The organism is Streptomyces sp. NBC_00376, assembly GCF_036077095.1.
GTDB lineage: Bacteria > Actinomycetota > Actinomycetes > Streptomycetales > Streptomycetaceae > Streptomyces.
In genome coordinates this window covers 449,813-465,659 of sequence record NZ_CP107961.1, presented here as the reverse complement: position 1 = coordinate 465,659, position 15,847 = coordinate 449,813, and the positions used below count along the sequence as shown (strand labels likewise).

Sequence of the window (15,847 nt, the reverse complement as noted above, 5' to 3'; positions counted from 1 at the left end):
CCGAGGCGCGGACGGCAGTACAGGCTCTGCTCGTCGATGCCGCCGGGCATCCGGGACCGGTGGCCGGTCCCCGGCGACGAGGAGATCGCTCACGCCTTCGGAACGTGGTGCTGGATCTCGTACGTGGCCTACGCGGACGGCCTGGAAGCACGCGACATCGACTGGGCGCAGTAGCCATGACGGCGAGGCCGGTTCTGGCTACCGGTACTTGTACCGGTAGCCAGACGTTGCCGGCACCGCGGGCTACATCGCCCGGTGTCGTGCTTGGCGGATCTTGCGCCGGATGTCGAGTGCCTCCTTCCCCCTGGCGGCCTCGCGCTCCCGCTCGGCCTGGTCCTCCTTCTGGCACAGAGGGCAGACCAGGCGCAGGACACGTGAGCGCAGCTGGTCGCGCCGGGCGTAGCTGAGCGGGATCGACCAGCCGCGGGCGAGCCGGCGGGCGGCCCAGTGGCGCATGCCGAGCAGGGACGCGAGGACGTCGGGGCGGTTGTCGTAGTGGTCCAGGAGGAACCTGATCTGGGCCCGGGGGCCATGTGGGTAGCGGGTGCTCAGCGTTTCCTGCTGGGCAGGGGTGAGGAAGCGCCGGTGCACGATGCCGCAGCGGGGCCTTCTTGGCCTTGCGCCTGGCGGTGGCAGGGGTACGAGTTGGCACGGCTCAGCACTCTGCGGATGCGGGCCTGTGGACAGCGGACAGGTGTGTGAGCGCGGGAAACAGCCCCGCCTCGTCCGTCGACGGCAAGGCCCGGTGGGTCAATGTCCCGGTGCGCGTGGGCTAGCGCGGGGTCATGTTCGACAATGGTCGCTCGCCGGAGCACTCAACGTATGCGCCTCACGGAAACTGAGCCAGAACCCGTTCTCGTGAACAAAGCCATAGATGCCTGCCCCAGCACTCTCATGTTTGGGAATCTGTGCAGCGTATCGCCAGGGCGTGAGCTGCCTGGTGTGCTCCAATGAGCGGATGAGTGACATACGCCGATCTCTGGGGCCGTTGGAACAGGTTGATGATCGCTGGGTTCTGGGCGATCACCTACGGCTGGGCAGCACGTGGCTCGAGTTACGCACAGAGGGGCTGTACCAACACGGGGGTGAGTCCGAAGGGCAGTTGATTCCTTGGCCCAGGGTCATGCTGGTCGGCTTCACGCTGGGCACCAAGTACCCCCCGAAGGGCTCGTACGGCGTGCTGGCATTGCTGGGCGGGTTGCCGGGCCCTTGGAAGGGGCATGGCCGTGGATATCTACACATGACACTGCGGCACCCGTACGAGAACTGGCTGGCATCCTTCGACCGCCACCCCCGCGCGTACAACTCAACTGAACTGGTGCTGTTTCAGGAACTGCTCAGCCAGACCGCCAGCGAGGGCGAGGCGGACAGGCTCGCCGACTCGGATTGGCTGGGCCGGGCAGTCGAACTGCTGGTAACGCAGCGGCCCCGGACGGCCAGTGCGATACGTGAGGCGGTGACCAGGGCCCGCCAATTGTGACGCGAGCGGTAGTGCGCACGCCCCGGTGACGCATCGGCTCGATCCGCTCGGCGGACAGCAGCCACGGGCGCAGTGTCGACTCCGCGCTCCTGGCAGGCCTTGGTGGCTCGGCCCGTGGTCGGCCCCGCAGAACACGCACTTACAGTTTGCGGATCGATGCGGGGTGAGGAACGGTTCGGGCCGTGTAGAAGGATGGCTGGAGTCGGCCGGTCAGCGTCAGGAAGGCGACGAATGCGCCTGTGGCGATCCAGCCGGGCCATCCGGCCATGCTCATGTGCAGGGGATCCAGTGCTGCCTTGGAATCGGCGAACTCCGTGACCATGGCGACACTCACCGAACTCACGAACGCATGGCCGATGACGGCGGGTACGACCGAGCCGGAGCGCAGACGCAGCCATGTGAAGACGGGCAGGATGAGGAGGCAACTCACCAGCATGGCGGGCACCGACACATACCAGGGCCGACCTGGATACTGGCCGCCCATCAGCAGTGTGGGCAGGTGCCACAGGGCGAAGGCCGCGCCGGTGATTGCGTACGCCCGTATCAGGCTCCGGCGGTCACCGTCCTGTGCGAGGCGCGGAAAAAGGTAGCCCTGCCAGCCCAGTTCCTCGCCGAAGAACAGCGGGAGCGACACCAGCATGTTCAGCACCGCTGCGGCCGCCCACGAGCCGAGCCCGTTCCAGTGCACTCCACCGAACGGGTAGCGGCCGGCGAAGGTGCCGATGGCAAGAGCAGCCGTGGTGAGGCCGGCGGGGACGACGAAAGCCATCAGGCACGCCCGTGCAGCACGCCCCCAGGGCTTCGTCCAGCGCAGGGCGAGCGTGTCCCGCACCCGGCCGCTGCGCTCGACACAGCGGACGACGAGGATTGCGGCGAGGGCAGGCGCCAACATCGCGGCCGCGATGCACACCTGCTCCAGTGCACCAGTCTCCTCGCGTGCGTCACCGCGCTGGTAACCGCTGGCCAGGAGTGGTGACATGGCCGCCCACATGCCGATGTAAGCGACACCGAGGAAGATGAACAGGCCACGTCGCCGGTCGACGAGCGGTAAGTGCCTGGTTGAAAGCGTCATGACGTGAAACCTACGGATCGGCGCAGCAGCGAGGAATCCAGCTAGAGCGCATATCGACAGTGGAGCTGACTCCCCTTCCTGCAGGGAGACCTCTCCACCCATCGAAGACAGTCAGCGGTTGACTTCGAGGTTCGTCAGGACCAGCAGAGCGCGCAGGAGGTGGGTGGCACGAGCGGGTCGGTGCGGAGTGACGCGACGCGGTGCCGCTACGCGGCACTTTCCCGGAGGGCTTCGCACTCCGGGTTGGCGGCCGCGATCGGGACTCGACGTGACGGATCGTGAGGGTCAGGCCAGGCATCTCGACACCCGGAACCCTTCACTCCCTCAAGCATCCAGACGATACGTCCACTCTGACCCTGGCCTCGTGCTTTCGCGAGCGGCTGCGTCCACTGCTTGATCAAAGACGCGAAGAGTGCTCCTGACCTGCAACGATGGGACTTGTCTAGGGTCCTGTTCGTCGCATGGGAAGAAGTACTACTCAGGTGAAGAGGCGAATCGGTTCGTGTCCGCGTTGAGGCCGGTGGTCGTGGGGTGGTCTCACCGGCCGGCGCGGTCCTGCTGGTGGAGACGGCCCGCCGTCCGCCGACCACATCGAAGCCGCCCGCCTGGCCCTGGCCCAGCTGCCCAAGCAATACCGGCGCGGAAGCTGGACACTGATCCGCACTGACTCCGGCGGCGGGACACACGAGTTCCTGAAGTGGCTCACCCAGCGGGGGCGGCGGCTGTCGTACTCGGTCGGCATGACCATCACCGACGCCATCCACCAAGCCGTGCTGAAGGTCCCGGCCGGCGCGTGGCCCCCCCGCCGTCGAGCCGGACAGCGAAATCCGCGACGGCGACTGCCTCAAAGGTGGCCCAAGGGGATGCGGCTGATCGTCCACAAGGAACGGCCCCACCCCGGCGTCCAGTTGCGTATCACCGATGCGGGCGGGATACGGATCACCTGCTTCGCCACCAACGCCGAGAACACCCCGATCGCACAGCTGGAGCTGCGACACCGCCGGCGTACTGCTACCCGCCGCCGCAGTGAAACAACGAAGACTTCGCTGTGCGATTCGTTTCGCTGAATGGAATCCACTGTTTGCCCACTTAAAGTAACCCACCGGGTTACACCCTTTCGAATACCCCCGGGTGGCATAACCCGGTCGCCTATCTGCCTGAAACAGGCCGATCGCGGATCGGTCTTGGATCACACCCGCCCGTGCGGTGGGGAATGCGTAGAAGGAACGATGACCATGAATGCGAACTCCTCTGTGCTTGTCCGGCGGTCGCGCACGTGCCTGGCCGCTGTCGCTGTTGCCGGAGCACTGGGACTGCTCAGTGCGTGCGGCGGATCATCACAAACCAAACCATCGGGCGCACTGAGTCCCGGCACTGGCCAGACCCTGCCTGGAACGCCCGGTGTCTCCGGAACGGGCGGTACGGTCACCCCGCCACCAAGCACGCCCTCGACCTCACCTACCGCCGGCCGATCGTCCGCTCCGGCGGCCGCCAACGCGGTGACGATCAAGAACTTTGCCTTCTCCCCGGCGAAACTGACGGTCAAGGCGGGCACGAAGGTGACCTGGACCAACACCGACACCGACACTCACACCGTCACCAGCAAAAAAGGATCGGGCGGGCCGCTGAAGTCGGCAGGCCTGGCCACCAACGACACCTACAGCTACACCTTCACCAAACCCGGCACCTACGCCTACTACTGCACCATTCACCCGTTCATGACCGCCACTGTGGAGGTGACCCCATGACCGAACCCACACACGACTCCAACGGCGACGGCGAGCACGGCATGTCCCGCCGTCAGCTCATGCGGCACTCCGCCTGGTTCGGTGGCGCCGTCATCCTGACAGTCACCGGGGGAGAGGTGATCAGCCATATCCCCGGTTCGACGGACCCCACCCCGGCGGGGAGCGCAGACCTGCGATTCGTGCAGGTCTCCGACAGCCACATCGGTTTCCACGGCCCCCCCAACATGAATGTCTCCGGAACGTTCAGCGCAGCGCTCACCCAGATCAACTCACTCGGATTCCGCCCCGACTTCGTTATGCACAGCGGCGATCTGACACACCTTTCCACCCCCGCCCAATTCGACCAGGTCAAGCAGATGCTGTCGCAGCTGCGCACGGACCGGATCTTCACCGTGCCGGGTGAGCACGACTCGATCGGAGACAACGGACGCGCTTACCGACAGGCTTTCGCCAAGAACACCCTCGGCGACGGCTGGTACAGCTTCGACACCCATGGTGTGCATTTCATCGCGCTGGTCAACACTCTGCACCTTGAGCAACTCGGCCACCTGGGCAGCGATCAGATCGACTTCGTCCGCAAGGACATCGCCGGCCTGTCGTCGGACACCCCCATCGTCGTCTTCAGTCACATCCCGTTGTTCGCGATGTATCCGAAGTGGGGCTGGGGCACCGACGATGCCGTGCAGGTGCTGTCGATGCTGCGCCGTTTTTCCTCAGTCACGTGCCTCAACGGGCACGTCCACCAGCTCTTCACCAAGACCGAGGGCAACATCACCTTCCACTCGGCCGCCCCCACCTGCTACCCGTTTCCCAAACCCGGCCAGGGCCCCGGCCCCATTCCGCAGGTGCTGCCCGCCGGGCGCCTCAAGGACGCACTCGGCATCCGCACTGTCAACTACCGGCAGGGCACCCACGCACTGGCGGTCAAGGACGAGAAACTCACATGACCCCCGGAGCCTGCCCGCTCTCGCACTGCGCTTGGTGCTCGCCGCCACGCTCGCGGCAAGCGGATACATCCACGCCCAGCTCTACATCGACGGATACCGCTTCATCCACGTCATCGGCCCGTTGTTCCTGCTGCAGGCCGGCGCAGCCTTCCCGGTTGCCGCACTTCTCCTGTTGGCGGCACCCCTGCTACTCCGAATCGCCGCCGCCGCGATCGCCATTGGCGCGCTCGCCGGGTTCGCCGCATCCCGCACCATCGGGTTGTTCGGGTTCACCGAACGCGGCCTGCAGCCCGCCCCGCAGACGCTGCTCAGCCTCATCGCCGAGACGCTCACCCTGCTGACGGTCGTGGCCTGGCAGACGTTCGAGGTCCGGCGACACCGTCGCACCCGGCCGCACCATGACGCGACCAGCCGAGTGCGGCCCGACCTCCGCACCACGACACCGGACAGATGAACCAGACACCGACGCGCCTTCGCCCGCACAACGCGCCCCGATCACAGTCGTGCACCTGCGAAGGGCCACACTTCGGCGATGCCCGCCCGCTCGCCCTCGTCGTCCCGGCCGGTGCCGTAGGCGGTCCGAAGACTCGGGCACCTATGGCTCTACGAACACGGCCCCTCCTTCACCTGGGTCGGCATGTCGCTCTCATCGGCCGTCCGGTCCAACCGCTCTCCTTGATCCGCGTACCTGCTGGCGTGCCGACTGGACCCGGACGGGACTCTTCGGACGTACTGGCGAGATCGGCCCGCAACGCCTGGAGAACCTTTTGAGAAACCCTCGCCTCGCGACCGGCTCGGTCGCCGCTGACGCCATGCGTGCCACGGTGGACATCGGTTGCTCCGGCGGCAGAAGGACGACGATCGGCGTGAGCCCGCAGCCCGCACAGGGGGCAGTCGCATCCGCCCGCACCGATCTCCGTTTGGTCTCCGGGTCGTCGGTCCGCACCACCGGCACTCCCAGGGCCGCGCTCGGTACCACGTGGTGTGCCGTCCAGCTTCAGGGCGGCAAGACCGAGAGCGGGGGCGGCTGATCACGTGGACGGCCTCACTCACCCTGCCAACCACCGACGGCGCTACGGCGTCCTGTGGATGCTCCTGCCCGTGGCGGTCACGGTCGGCCTCTACTGGTACGGCCGGGTACACACCCCCGCCTACGAGAACAGCCTCTTCGGGCAGCGCGGCGACGACGCCAGACTGCTCAAAGCACAACTCGGCTCTGCACTGCTGGGCCTGGCGCTGATTCAGCTGTTTCTCGCCCTCTGGATGTACGGCCTGCCCGCACTGCGAACCGCACCGCACCGGGTCAACACGACGCACCGCCTCATCGGTCTGACCGCCTTCCTCCTCTCCCTCCCCATCGCTCAGCACTGCATCACCACCTACGGCGTCCAGCTGACCGACACCCGCGTGGCGCTGCACTCGCTCACCGGCTGCTTCCTCTACGGGGCATTCGTCGCCAAGGTCATCGTGGTCCGCCACCGCCACTGGCCCGGCTGGGCACTCCCTCTGGCCGGAGGCACCCTCGTCACCGCGATCGCCCTGATCTGGTACGCCGCCGCCCTCTGGTACCTGAACGGCTTCCAGGCACCCGGCCTGTGAGCAGAGCACGAGACGTCTCTCCCGGCGGCCAACGGCGGCCCCGGCCGAACCGGCAACACCGCGGCCGCATGGCTGTGGCCAAGAGCCAGCTGTACCCACCGCATCGGGTACAGCTGGCCCGAACATTGTGCTAACCACGGGCTTTCATGTGGGCGGGTGTCCGAGGTGTGATCGAAAACGCGAAGAGTGCTCCTGACCAGCAACGATGGGACTTTTCTGGGGTCCAGGTCGTCGCATGGGGGGCGCTCCTCAAGTGAAGAAGCGTGTCGGGTCCTACCTGCGTGTCCGCATCGACGGCGGCGGCCGGGCGGTGGTCTCGCAGGCCGGGGACGACGTGCTGCTGGTCGAGACCGTCCGCAAGGCTGGCTTGGACACCGCGATATCAGCGGCGCTGACGCCGTACCGGAAGGCTCGGGCGGTGCACGATCCGGGCAAGGTCCTGCTGGACGTGGCCCTCGCGGTCGCCCTTGGCGGGGACTGCTTCGCGAATGTCGGGATGCTTCGGGCCGAGCCGGCAGTGTTCGGGCTGGTGGCCTCCGACCCGACCGTCTCCCGCCTCATCGATAACCTCGCAGCCTCCGAGGAGAAGGCCCTGCAGGCCATCCGTGCCGCGCGGGCTGAAGTCCGCCACATGTCTGGCGGTTGGCCGACGGGAAGCGCCTGAAGCGGGCGGGACGGTGACCGTGGACCTCGACGGGGTGCTGGTCATCGCGCACTCGGACAAGGAGGACGCCGCACCCACGTGGAAGCGAACCTACGGCCACCACCCGCTGATGGGGTTCGTCGACCACGGACCGGGCGGCACGGGTGAACCGGTCGCGGCCCTGGTCAGACCAGGCAACGCGGGATCGAACACGGCGTCGTGGCCGGGCAGGCCGGCAGCGGCAGGACGTTGCCGCCGGTCCACCGTGATCCGGCCGCCGACCGCACCCACGGTGCTCCCCGGTCTGGACGGTCCCTCGACCCCACCCCTGCTGGACAGCAGCAGGTCTGGCCCCCGGGCGCCCGAACACCTCGCTCACGGACCGCCCCCGGTCTCAGGCCCGGGTGCCACAGGTCCAGGAGCACGGTGGTGAGTCTCAGGGTGAGCTCCTCGACTCTCGCCGTTGACGCCGCCGGGCAAATGCAGCATCCGGCGGTGCTGGAGCGGGAGGGCGCCGGTGAGCCGCAGGGCCAGGCCCTCTCGGCCGGGTGAGCCCGCCCGGCGTGCCCCGGGGGCAACTACCACGAGGCACGGCAGGGCCGTCCGAAGCGGCCTCGGTGTCCGGTCAGCCTCGGCGGCATCGGTATCCCGGACGGTTGCCTGCGGATGACCGGGCTGCGTTGCGGGGCATCGTTTACGTGCTGCGCAAGAGCGTGAGCTGGCGGGACGTTCCGGCCGAACAGGTCGGCTGCAGCGGTGTGACGGCCTGGCGCCGTCTGCGGGACTGGACCGAGGCCGGTGTCTGGCCGCAGCTGCACGAGGTGCTGCTGGCCGAGCTGCGGGCCGCGAGCCTGCTGGACATGAACGACGCGGCAGGTGCCGCGCAGTCCGGGCCGGTAATCCCTCAGCAGGCCCGCCGCCAGGAGCAGCCCGCGGGCACCACCCCTACTCGGTCGTGTGCGTGGGGTAGACCTCGACGTCGGTGTAGGCGCCCTTGATGTCCCCCGCACCCGCGGGCCACTTCAGGGTCACGGTGTGGGTCTCGTTCGGGGGCGTCACCAGGATGTTGGTCGGGGAGGCGAGGCTGTCGCCGGTGTTGTCGATGTCGTAGGCGAGGTTGAAGACAGCGGCGTCGCCGGGCTTCAGGGTGGTGATACGCGGCTGGGCCTGGCCGCGCTCGATGGGGTTGGAGGTGTTGTCGGCGTCCTTGATGTCGACGCCCGCGAAGCCCGTCGCCGAGCAGGTGGTCGAACCCCGGTTGATCATGGTGATGTCGATCCTGCCGGAGTTCTCGTCGGGCGCGGCGTCCGTGGCGTCGATGGCCAGGTCCTCCGTCTTGCAGAACGTGACCTTGCTGCTGGTCGTCGTCGCGCCGTTCGCGGCTGCTTCTGCCTCGGTGTCCTCGCCGGAGCCCGACTTCGCGTTGCCGGCCTCCGAGCCGCCGGAGCCCGAGCCGCCCTCCGACTTCGAGCCACCGTCCGAGGACGAAGAAGACGAGGACGAAGAGCCCTTGGAGGACGAGTCCTTCCCGGAGCTGTCGCTGCCACAGGCGGTGAGCGAGAGGGTGGCGGCGACGCCGATGGCGGCGAGAGCAGTGATGCGGGTGTACTTCACGGTGTTCCCCCAGGAGTAACGCTGGTGCGTGCGGTCGGAAATATTTGTATCCCGCACCGAGTCACAGGCGGTCCTCCATGACGTCTTCGTTCCGTCACAGGCGTATTGACCTCACGTTCCGCCAAGGCGTCACCGTACGGACACCACTGGGAGCTCCCACTCCCCCGACCAGGTAATCCTCACCCAGTAGTGACCAGCTCAGCCGCCTTCCCCCAAGGACGGCCACTTGCATGTACGACGAGCCGACGCTCCGGTCTGATGCTGAAGAGAAGCTGCCTGCCCGCGTTGTCAACTGCTCGATGAGGACGGGGCCCCACCCGCGAGGCGGGGGGATGGCGAGCCGCCTCGAACTCGCCGGCGGTTTCGTCGGCAAGTTCCTGGACGACGAGTCCGGAACCGGGGCGCACCGAATCGGAGTCGAGCACCAGGACGACATCAGCGCAACATTCCGAGATGACAAGACGGAGACCTCAGCATGCCTACCGCCGACAACCATGCCCAGAAGCGGCGAGGTCAGTCGCCGAGGACGCGCTCCCACAGCAGCCCGTCCCGCCAGCTCCCGTCGAGAAAGATCGAGGAGTGCGCGACGCCGTACGGGCTGAACCCGTTGCGGCGCAGCACCCGCTGCGACGGCAGATTTTCCAGATTGGTGGATGCCTCGGCGCGGTGCAGCCCGAGTTCGTCCGTCATCACCCTGAGTACAAGCCCGACGGCGTGCCCGGCGTGCCCTTGATTCTGGGCGACGCTGGCGATCCAGTATCCGACGGAGCCGCGGCGCAGGTGCGGCTGCGGCAGGATGCCTCCGACGGTGATCTGCCCGATCACCTGGTCGTCGGCGAGTACTACGCCCGGCCAGACCGTGCCGGCCCGGTATCCGGCCAGCAGGCTGCCGATCCGCTCCGCCTGGCCTTCCGGGGTGAAGAAGTCGGCCGGCTGGGCCGGTTCCCACGGCCGGAAAGCCTCGAAGTCCCGCACTCGATGCGCGGCGATCGGGGCGGCGTCGGTGGGCTCTATCAGGCGGATCCTGGTGCTGCTGCGCATGGGCTGATCCTCGTCGCGGTGCGTCGATGAGACGGCCAGCCTATGCGAGGGTGTCCGCAGCCAGCGTCGACCGCAGCCGTCGGTCCGCCGACCGTACCGACGGGTCAACCCTGGCAGCTGTTCGGCGAAGGTTCGCCTCCCGCATGAGATGACCGGGCAGAGGAACCTGCGGACGTGCAAACAGAGAGCGACCCGTCTGCCTCCGCTGGGCACATCAGCCGGGAATCGCAGGCAGGAGCTGTGAACGCGCTGTGACCAGCTCCCACATCCGGGACAGATGGCCCCAGCCACCGTGCTTCGGGCCTCCATGTGTACCGCCTCGTCGTTCACAGCAACGAACAGCACCGCCACGCGATCGACGGGAACAGCAACTCCTCCAGCCGGAACACCACTTCTTCCACGGGCCGAACTGTCAGCCACACCGCACCCGGTACGGGCCAATTCCAGGCAACTTCCCCAGGGCCCGCTCGCCCAACAACCGTCACTCAGCGTGCATGTTCCGCGGAAAACGAGCCAGAACCAGAGTTTCGACAGCACCTGGGCCTGCTGGTGCGTTCCTCGTTGGCCAAGGACATGGGTCGGTAGGAGCCCCCGGCCGGGCAGGGTCATGCCGTACTGGGCCTACGGGTGCCCCTGCCACCATTGGTCCGCCTCAGCGCGAGCGACACGGGACATCCGTTCTCCTGAACCATCAAGATCCAAGCATCTCGGGTGTCCATGATTCGGGGTCAAGGCCCCCACACGAACTCACCCACGCCGACTTCGACACCACCGGTCCGCTGCCCCCGCTCAGCACCCCGACCATCGCGCTGTTGAGGACAAGCAGAGGGCGCCATCCGCCCCCACGCTCTCACTGAAACCGGCCCCGTACGACAACTCCAGCCCACCCGTGCACGCCAATCGCCCCACACATCGGCGTGCACACCCATGCGCGGACGATGGCTCGCAGAAGGAGCGCACTCGCCCCTGCGGCTCCAGCGGCACAAGCGGCAGCTCGGGGGCGTCCAGCCGTCCGCCGTCGTGTCCCTTCACCTCCCCGATACCGAATGTCCGATCCGTCAGAGACTGCATTGCTCGGCGGCCGTGGCCGGCGAGGTGAAGGGTCGGGCTGAGCAGCCGGGGCCCGAGGTGGTCAGCCCAACCTTGCGTAGTCGGCGGCCACGCCCCTTTTTCCGGGGCGAGGTGGCTTTGCCGCCACTCCTGCGACGATCTTCTGCAGCAGGCTGTAGGAGAGGATCGGCAGCAGCACCGAGGGGCGGTGGGGGAACCAGCCGGCGGCCAGCACGGCCGCCGCGCTGCTGTTGTTCATACCGGTGGCGAACGTGAGGGAGACCCCGTCCGGCTGGTCGCAGTGCGTCCAGCGGGACATCCATCGGCCACAGCAGAAGGCCAGGCAGCACACCGCGCCGGACAGGCCGAGCGCCAGCATCAGCAAGTCCGGGTCCGGGTGGGCGAGGGCCTGTCCGAGTGCGCCGGCCGCGTTGATGTAGCAGAGCAGCAGGATGTTCACCAGGTTGACAGACTTGACCGCGGGCAGGACTCGGGGGATGCGGTCCTCGCCGAGCGCGACCCGTACGACGACTCCGGCTAGGCACGGCAGCACCACCGACACCAGCGCGAAGACCCCGGCTCCTGTCCGGGCGATGACGTCGACTGTAGTCGTGTCGTCCAGGACGCCGGCACCGTCGGGACCGACCAGTTGGCCGGCCAGGTGCATTCCGAGGGGCACCGTGAGCGGGCTGAGCAGCGTGGAGCCCATCACCATGGCAACGACCAACGGGACGTTGGCGCCCGCGTTCTGCCCCCAGGAAGCGGCGCCGCCCGCGATCGGCATCGCCAGCACCAGCATCAGCCCGACCACCAGCCCCTCCGCTTCCGCCGGATCGTGCCAGGTGCGCAGGCCAAGAGCGACGACCGGGAGCACGAGCAACGGGAGCAGGGCATTGGCGGCAATGCCGAGCACCAGCCGCACCGGCCGGGACACCACCCCGCGCAGATCGGAGACGCGCACCCCCAGGCCGGCGTTGAACAACATCACCGCCAGCAACACCATCGGCACCGTCAGAGCGCTCGCGCCCACAGGGATCGGCAGCGTCAGCCTGCGCAGCCTCTCGCCGGGTGCCGGGAACACGCCGGCCAACACGTAGCAGGCCAGCATCAGCCCCAGCAGCCACCGCTGCACAGCATTCACCACAGCCATCACGCAATGGAGCCTACGCGTTACATAGCGCTACATCGCTGCCGACCGCCACCGGCCCGGCCGGTTCCGTTGCCGGCGATACGATGCGAAGGCGCGTACCAAGAGGGCGTGCTCGAACGGCATGGCCCACGCCTCCGCCAGTGGACGGCGTAACTCCGACCCGTTCGGAGCGACGCACGCGACCTCGAACCCGGACACAGACGGCCCAGCAGAACCACCAGGCAGGACCTCAACACCCGTAATGCGCGGCGCCTTTTGCCTCGAATCCACCCGCATTGAGTGCAGCGAATCAGCGGGCACGGAAGCTCCCGGTCCTGGGGGACAGTTCGCCGATCGCGTGGGTACAGACCTGTCCACCGTCACAAGGGGGCGGGTCGGGAGTGACGGGGTCGCCGCAGAGGAAGAAAGTCGGGGCGGGGTCCTGCTCCTCCCCTCCGGCGAGTCGGGGCGCGGACGGGACCGGCTGCCACCCCGGCGGTTCACCGGGCGGGGTTCGCAGTCGGTGGTGACTTCGGCGCCGGAAGGCGAGATGGCCGAACTCGGCGGCGCCCCGGCCCGATGACCGTCGAGGATTCCGGTCTCCGCACCATCCCTGTAGCCCTACCTGGGCGCCTGCCCCTTGCGGGGCCTGAGCCGAGCTGCCACCCCGCTGGTCGCGAGGGCGCCACTTCCGGGGCAATTTGGCGAATATCACACGGCATCAAAGCTCACCTGACGCCCACTTCACCCGATATATATAAAATGTCCGATTTCGAGCCACGTATCGTCGCCGTTGGCATGTGAATTCTTAGGATTCGATCCGGTACGACTGAGCCCCGACTCCCACTCATCGATTCTCCACAGCCCGGACAGATCCCAGGGCGGCAATCCGCTGGAGCCCGGTCGGGCTGAGCGATTGTCAGCAATCACAGCGGGAGCCGACCCTCAGCCGGCCCCACAACGCGCGGCAAGGTGACCTCCAACACGCAGCGGGACAGGACACAGCCTTCATGTATGGATCACGAATATTGGCCTGCTCGCGGCGCTCTCTGGCCACTGCCCTGACCGCAAGCTCCTTGCTCACCGTATTGACCATGGCAACCCCGGCCTCGGCCGACACCGCCAGTGCCACGGAGGGGGGCGCGAAGGTCTTCTGCACCTCGAAGAGGCCGGGCCTGGCCTCCGAGCTTTCCCGCGACATCACCAGTGCTCTCGGCGGGCGAGAGGGCACATCGTCCCTGGCTCTGTACGACCGGACCACCGGAACCACCTGCGAACTCAAGGCCGACACGCATTTCGACTCCGCCAGCGTAGTGAAGGTGTCAGTGCTCGGATCACTGCTGCGGCAGGCCGAGGAGGCACACCGGAAACTGACTCCGCGGGAGGTGACACTGACCACCGCCATGATCACCAAGTCGGACAACGACTCCACCTCGGCCCTCTGGCACCAGATCGGCGCCGCCGGCTTCAGAAGGTTTCTCGCTCTGGCACAGATGCGGCATACCGTTCCCGGCTCCGGGAAGAGTTGGGGCCTCACCCAGATTACCGCTGGCGACCAGCTCCGGCTGATGCAGCTACTGACGACGAAGAACGCGGTGCTCGGCCCCGCGTCGCGCGGCTACGCCCTCGATCTGATGAATCGCGTCACGCCCGGCCAGAAGTGGGGGGTGCCCGCCGGATCACCCGCCACGGCAACGGTGCACGTCAAGAATGGCTGGCTGCCGCGCACCACCGGCGGATGGCGGGTCCACAGCGTGGGCGCCTTCACCGGCGGCGGTCACGACTACGGCATGGCTGTCCTCTCCACCGGCAGCCGCACCATGGACTACGGCATAGGCACCATCGAAGGAGCGGCCCGCGTCATCCACCACGACCTGAGCGGCGCGGGTTCTGCGGCGAGCCGCTGACCGGAGGGCCACCGGGTCCGGCTGATGCTCCAGGCATCGGCTACGACACCGAGTACCGGACTCCGCGCCGTCCGGCAAGGTGGACGTCCGAAGGGCCAACGGCTCATGATCCACCTGGCCGGTGACGGGACGATTCACCGCATCTGGTGAGCAGACCACCAGCCCTGGCGCTGCGGCGTCCGCCGGAAGCTCGGCCTCGACGCATCCGCCACGGAATTGCGCCCGCGTACGCGCAGCCGCCGGCGGCTGTTTCTGCCGATGACCCGGAGCCGGTGAACACCGCTTCGCCGGCAGAGCCGGAGGAAGGTGACCTGGTCGACGCCACGGATCCCGAGCCCGATCCGGAGGAGACCGTTCGGCCGGGTAAGCCGGGAGACACGACGAACGGTGAGTACTGCGGTCCGACGCAGGCCGTGTACACGCCCAAGTCCAAGGGAGCCAGGTACCACAAGGGTGTCGGGCCGACGAACGCCAACTACAACGGGACATCACGCACCGCGCGTTAGACGTTCACTTCCGAGGTCACCGGTGAAGTCGGAGTGAGCGTCACGGCTGGCCTGGCAACCAGCGTGGACGTGATGATCGCGAAGATCGAGGGCAAGTACGACGTCGGTCTGAGCGCCAAGCTGACAGCGAAGATGAACAACCAGATCTCGGTGGACACACCGCCGAAGAAGACGACGAACGCCAAGTACGGTGCCTACCGGCTCAAGAACACCGGCACGAGCTAAAAAATCTACAGCAACTGCAAGACATCGGCGGTGAAGACCATTACCAGCTACACGCCCATGAAGGTGGGATGGTACCTGTGGGAGAGCTGATCCTCTCGGTTCCTGCCCGTCGCTCTTCGAGCTTCGCTGTGGCTGCCGTGGCTGCGCTGGTGCTGGCCGGATGCAGTGCGGAAGAAAAGCCCTCGCCGTCCGCACCATCCGCCTCGCAATCCGTGCGGCCCAGCCCCATTCAGACCAGTGACCGGGCCGAGCACATCGAGGGTGAATCCGTTTCCCGGGCACCCAAGCCTGTCAATGACGGGCAGGTTCTATTGTCCGTTGCGTCGAAGCACGGAAATGCCGAACTTCCCCTGACCACGGAAGTCGGCACCGGAATGCTGGCCATTCAAGTCAATTGCCAGGGCGAGGGAACGCTCAACGTCACCGTCGATCCCGTGGGGCTTTCCTTTCCGCTGGAGTGCGTCAACGAGGAAGTCAGCAGTACCTACAACGAAATCCACCTGAAGAGAGCACGCAGCAAGGGCACCGTGCAGATAACGGCCCCTTCGACCGTTCGCTGGGCACTCACAGCCGAACAGTGACGCCCAGGCGGCAGACCGGGTCCACCGACGCCCGGGCCCAACAGCCGAAGCCTGTGGTGGAGAACCTCTTCTCCTCCACAGGCTTCGGCTACTTCCGGCTGGATCTACTGGCCTTGTTCACAAGGAACGGTTCCGAATCAACTTCTGCGGCGCCATATGCCGTACCCGCCCCGCCTCCGCCCCGGACCACTCCCTTGTCAGCGGCGGCTGGCTCCGGAGTGTCCATCCATTCCTTGCCGAGTGGCGTTGAGCTTCGGCCGTCATAAATCGGCATCCGCAAGACATCGCTCCGACCGGGTCCGTGA

The 15,847-nt window shown here is 67.1% G+C and carries 16 protein-coding genes and 4 pseudogenes; 14 read left to right on the top strand and 6 right to left on the bottom strand.

Annotated features, from left to right (window positions below; genetic code table 11):
• Window positions 1-36 precede the first annotated feature (36 nt).
• Window positions 37-174 (top strand): hypothetical protein, encoded by a 138-nt coding sequence (locus OG842_RS41920; RefSeq protein ID WP_266737643.1) that lies wholly within the window; start codon window positions 37-39, stop codon window positions 172-174.
• Between the two features lie 69 nt (window positions 175-243).
• Here OG842_RS41920 and OG842_RS41915 read toward each other — a convergent pair whose 3' ends face one another.
• Window positions 244-591: a hypothetical protein gene (locus OG842_RS41915; RefSeq protein WP_266737645.1), complete on the bottom strand. Its 348-nt coding sequence runs from the start codon at window positions 589-591 to the stop codon at window positions 244-246.
• Between the two features lie 367 nt (window positions 592-958).
• On the opposite strand from OG842_RS41915, the gene OG842_RS41910 reads away from it, so the two are divergent.
• Window positions 959-1,480 (top strand): hypothetical protein, encoded by a 522-nt coding sequence (locus tag OG842_RS41910; RefSeq protein WP_266737647.1) that lies wholly within the window; start codon window positions 959-961, stop codon window positions 1,478-1,480.
• Window positions 1,481-1,619: 139 nt separating this feature from the next.
• Here OG842_RS41910 and OG842_RS41905 read toward each other — a convergent pair whose 3' ends face one another.
• Window positions 1,620-2,552: a CPBP family intramembrane glutamic endopeptidase gene (locus OG842_RS41905; protein WP_266737649.1), complete on the bottom strand. Its 933-nt coding sequence runs from the start codon at window positions 2,550-2,552 to the stop codon at window positions 1,620-1,622.
• Window positions 2,553-3,097: 545 nt separating this feature from the next.
• On the opposite strand from OG842_RS41905, the pseudogene OG842_RS41900 reads away from it, so the two are divergent.
• The 8 genes and pseudogenes from OG842_RS41900 to OG842_RS41865 all read left to right on the top strand — a co-directional run.
• Window positions 3,098-3,598: pseudogene (locus OG842_RS41900) on the top strand (transposase); the annotation flags it as partial.
• 183 nt (window positions 3,599-3,781) lie between these two features.
• Window positions 3,782-4,300 carry a cupredoxin domain-containing protein gene (locus OG842_RS41895; protein ID WP_266737651.1) on the top strand — a complete coding sequence of 173 codons (519 nt, stop codon included), beginning with the start codon at window positions 3,782-3,784 and terminating at the stop codon, window positions 4,298-4,300.
• Window positions 4,297-5,247: a metallophosphoesterase family protein gene (locus OG842_RS41890; protein WP_266737653.1), complete on the top strand. Its 951-nt coding sequence runs from the start codon at window positions 4,297-4,299 to the stop codon at window positions 5,245-5,247. The genes OG842_RS41895 and OG842_RS41890 overlap by 4 nt, the downstream gene beginning before the upstream one ends.
• A 34-nt stretch (window positions 5,248-5,281) precedes the next feature.
• Window positions 5,282-5,701 (top strand): hypothetical protein, encoded by a 420-nt coding sequence (locus OG842_RS41885; protein ID WP_266737655.1) that lies wholly within the window; start codon window positions 5,282-5,284, stop codon window positions 5,699-5,701.
• Window positions 5,702-6,282: 581 nt separating this feature from the next.
• Window positions 6,283-6,846 carry a DUF6529 family protein gene (locus tag OG842_RS41880; RefSeq protein ID WP_443064091.1) on the top strand — a complete coding sequence of 188 codons (564 nt, stop codon included), beginning with the start codon at window positions 6,283-6,285 and terminating at the stop codon, window positions 6,844-6,846.
• A 253-nt stretch (window positions 6,847-7,099) separates the two neighbouring features.
• Window positions 7,100-7,709 (top strand): annotated as a pseudogene (locus OG842_RS41875) (transposase); the annotation flags it as partial.
• Between the two features lie 209 nt (window positions 7,710-7,918).
• Window positions 7,919-8,041: a hypothetical protein gene (locus OG842_RS41870; RefSeq protein WP_266737657.1), complete on the top strand. Its 123-nt coding sequence runs from the start codon at window positions 7,919-7,921 to the stop codon at window positions 8,039-8,041.
• A gap of 74 nt (window positions 8,042-8,115) precedes the next feature.
• A pseudogene (locus tag OG842_RS41865) lies at window positions 8,116-8,364 on the top strand (transposase); the annotation flags it as partial.
• A 70-nt stretch (window positions 8,365-8,434) separates the two neighbouring features.
• On the opposite strand, the gene OG842_RS41860 reads toward OG842_RS41865, so the two are convergent.
• From OG842_RS41860 to OG842_RS41845, 4 genes and pseudogenes are all read right to left on the bottom strand, one after another.
• Window positions 8,435-9,103: a DUF4232 domain-containing protein gene (locus OG842_RS41860; RefSeq protein ID WP_266737659.1), complete on the bottom strand. Its 669-nt coding sequence runs from the start codon at window positions 9,101-9,103 to the stop codon at window positions 8,435-8,437.
• A gap of 513 nt (window positions 9,104-9,616) precedes the next feature.
• A complete protein-coding gene (locus OG842_RS41855; RefSeq protein WP_266737661.1) occupies window positions 9,617-10,144 on the bottom strand; it encodes a GNAT family N-acetyltransferase in 528 nt (175 codons plus the stop codon).
• Window positions 10,145-10,357: 213 nt separating this feature from the next.
• Window positions 10,358-10,453 (bottom strand): annotated as a pseudogene (locus OG842_RS41850) (hypothetical protein); the annotation flags it as partial.
• Between the two features lie 823 nt (window positions 10,454-11,276).
• A complete protein-coding gene (locus tag OG842_RS41845) occupies window positions 11,277-12,344 on the bottom strand; it encodes a bile acid:sodium symporter family protein (protein WP_266737663.1) in 1,068 nt (355 codons plus the stop codon).
• Window positions 12,345-13,417: 1,073 nt separating this feature from the next.
• Between OG842_RS41845 and OG842_RS41840 the strand changes: the two genes are divergently transcribed.
• The 4 genes from OG842_RS41840 (at window position 13,418) to OG842_RS41825 (ending at window position 15,542) form a co-directional block, all read left to right on the top strand.
• On the top strand, window positions 13,418-14,230 hold the full coding sequence (locus tag OG842_RS41840; protein ID WP_323185923.1) for a serine hydrolase: 813 nt from the start codon (window positions 13,418-13,420) through the stop codon (window positions 14,228-14,230).
• Window positions 14,231-14,502: 272 nt separating this feature from the next.
• On the top strand, window positions 14,503-14,736 hold the full coding sequence (locus tag OG842_RS41835) for a hypothetical protein (protein WP_266737667.1): 234 nt from the start codon (window positions 14,503-14,505) through the stop codon (window positions 14,734-14,736).
• Window positions 14,737-14,769: 33 nt separating this feature from the next.
• Window positions 14,770-14,961, top strand: a complete 192-nt coding sequence (locus tag OG842_RS41830) for a hypothetical protein (protein WP_266737669.1) — start codon at window positions 14,770-14,772, stop codon at window positions 14,959-14,961.
• A gap of 77 nt (window positions 14,962-15,038) precedes the next feature.
• A complete protein-coding gene (locus OG842_RS41825) occupies window positions 15,039-15,542 on the top strand; it encodes a hypothetical protein (RefSeq protein WP_266737671.1) in 504 nt (167 codons plus the stop codon).
• Window positions 15,543-15,847: the final 305 nt, after the last annotated feature.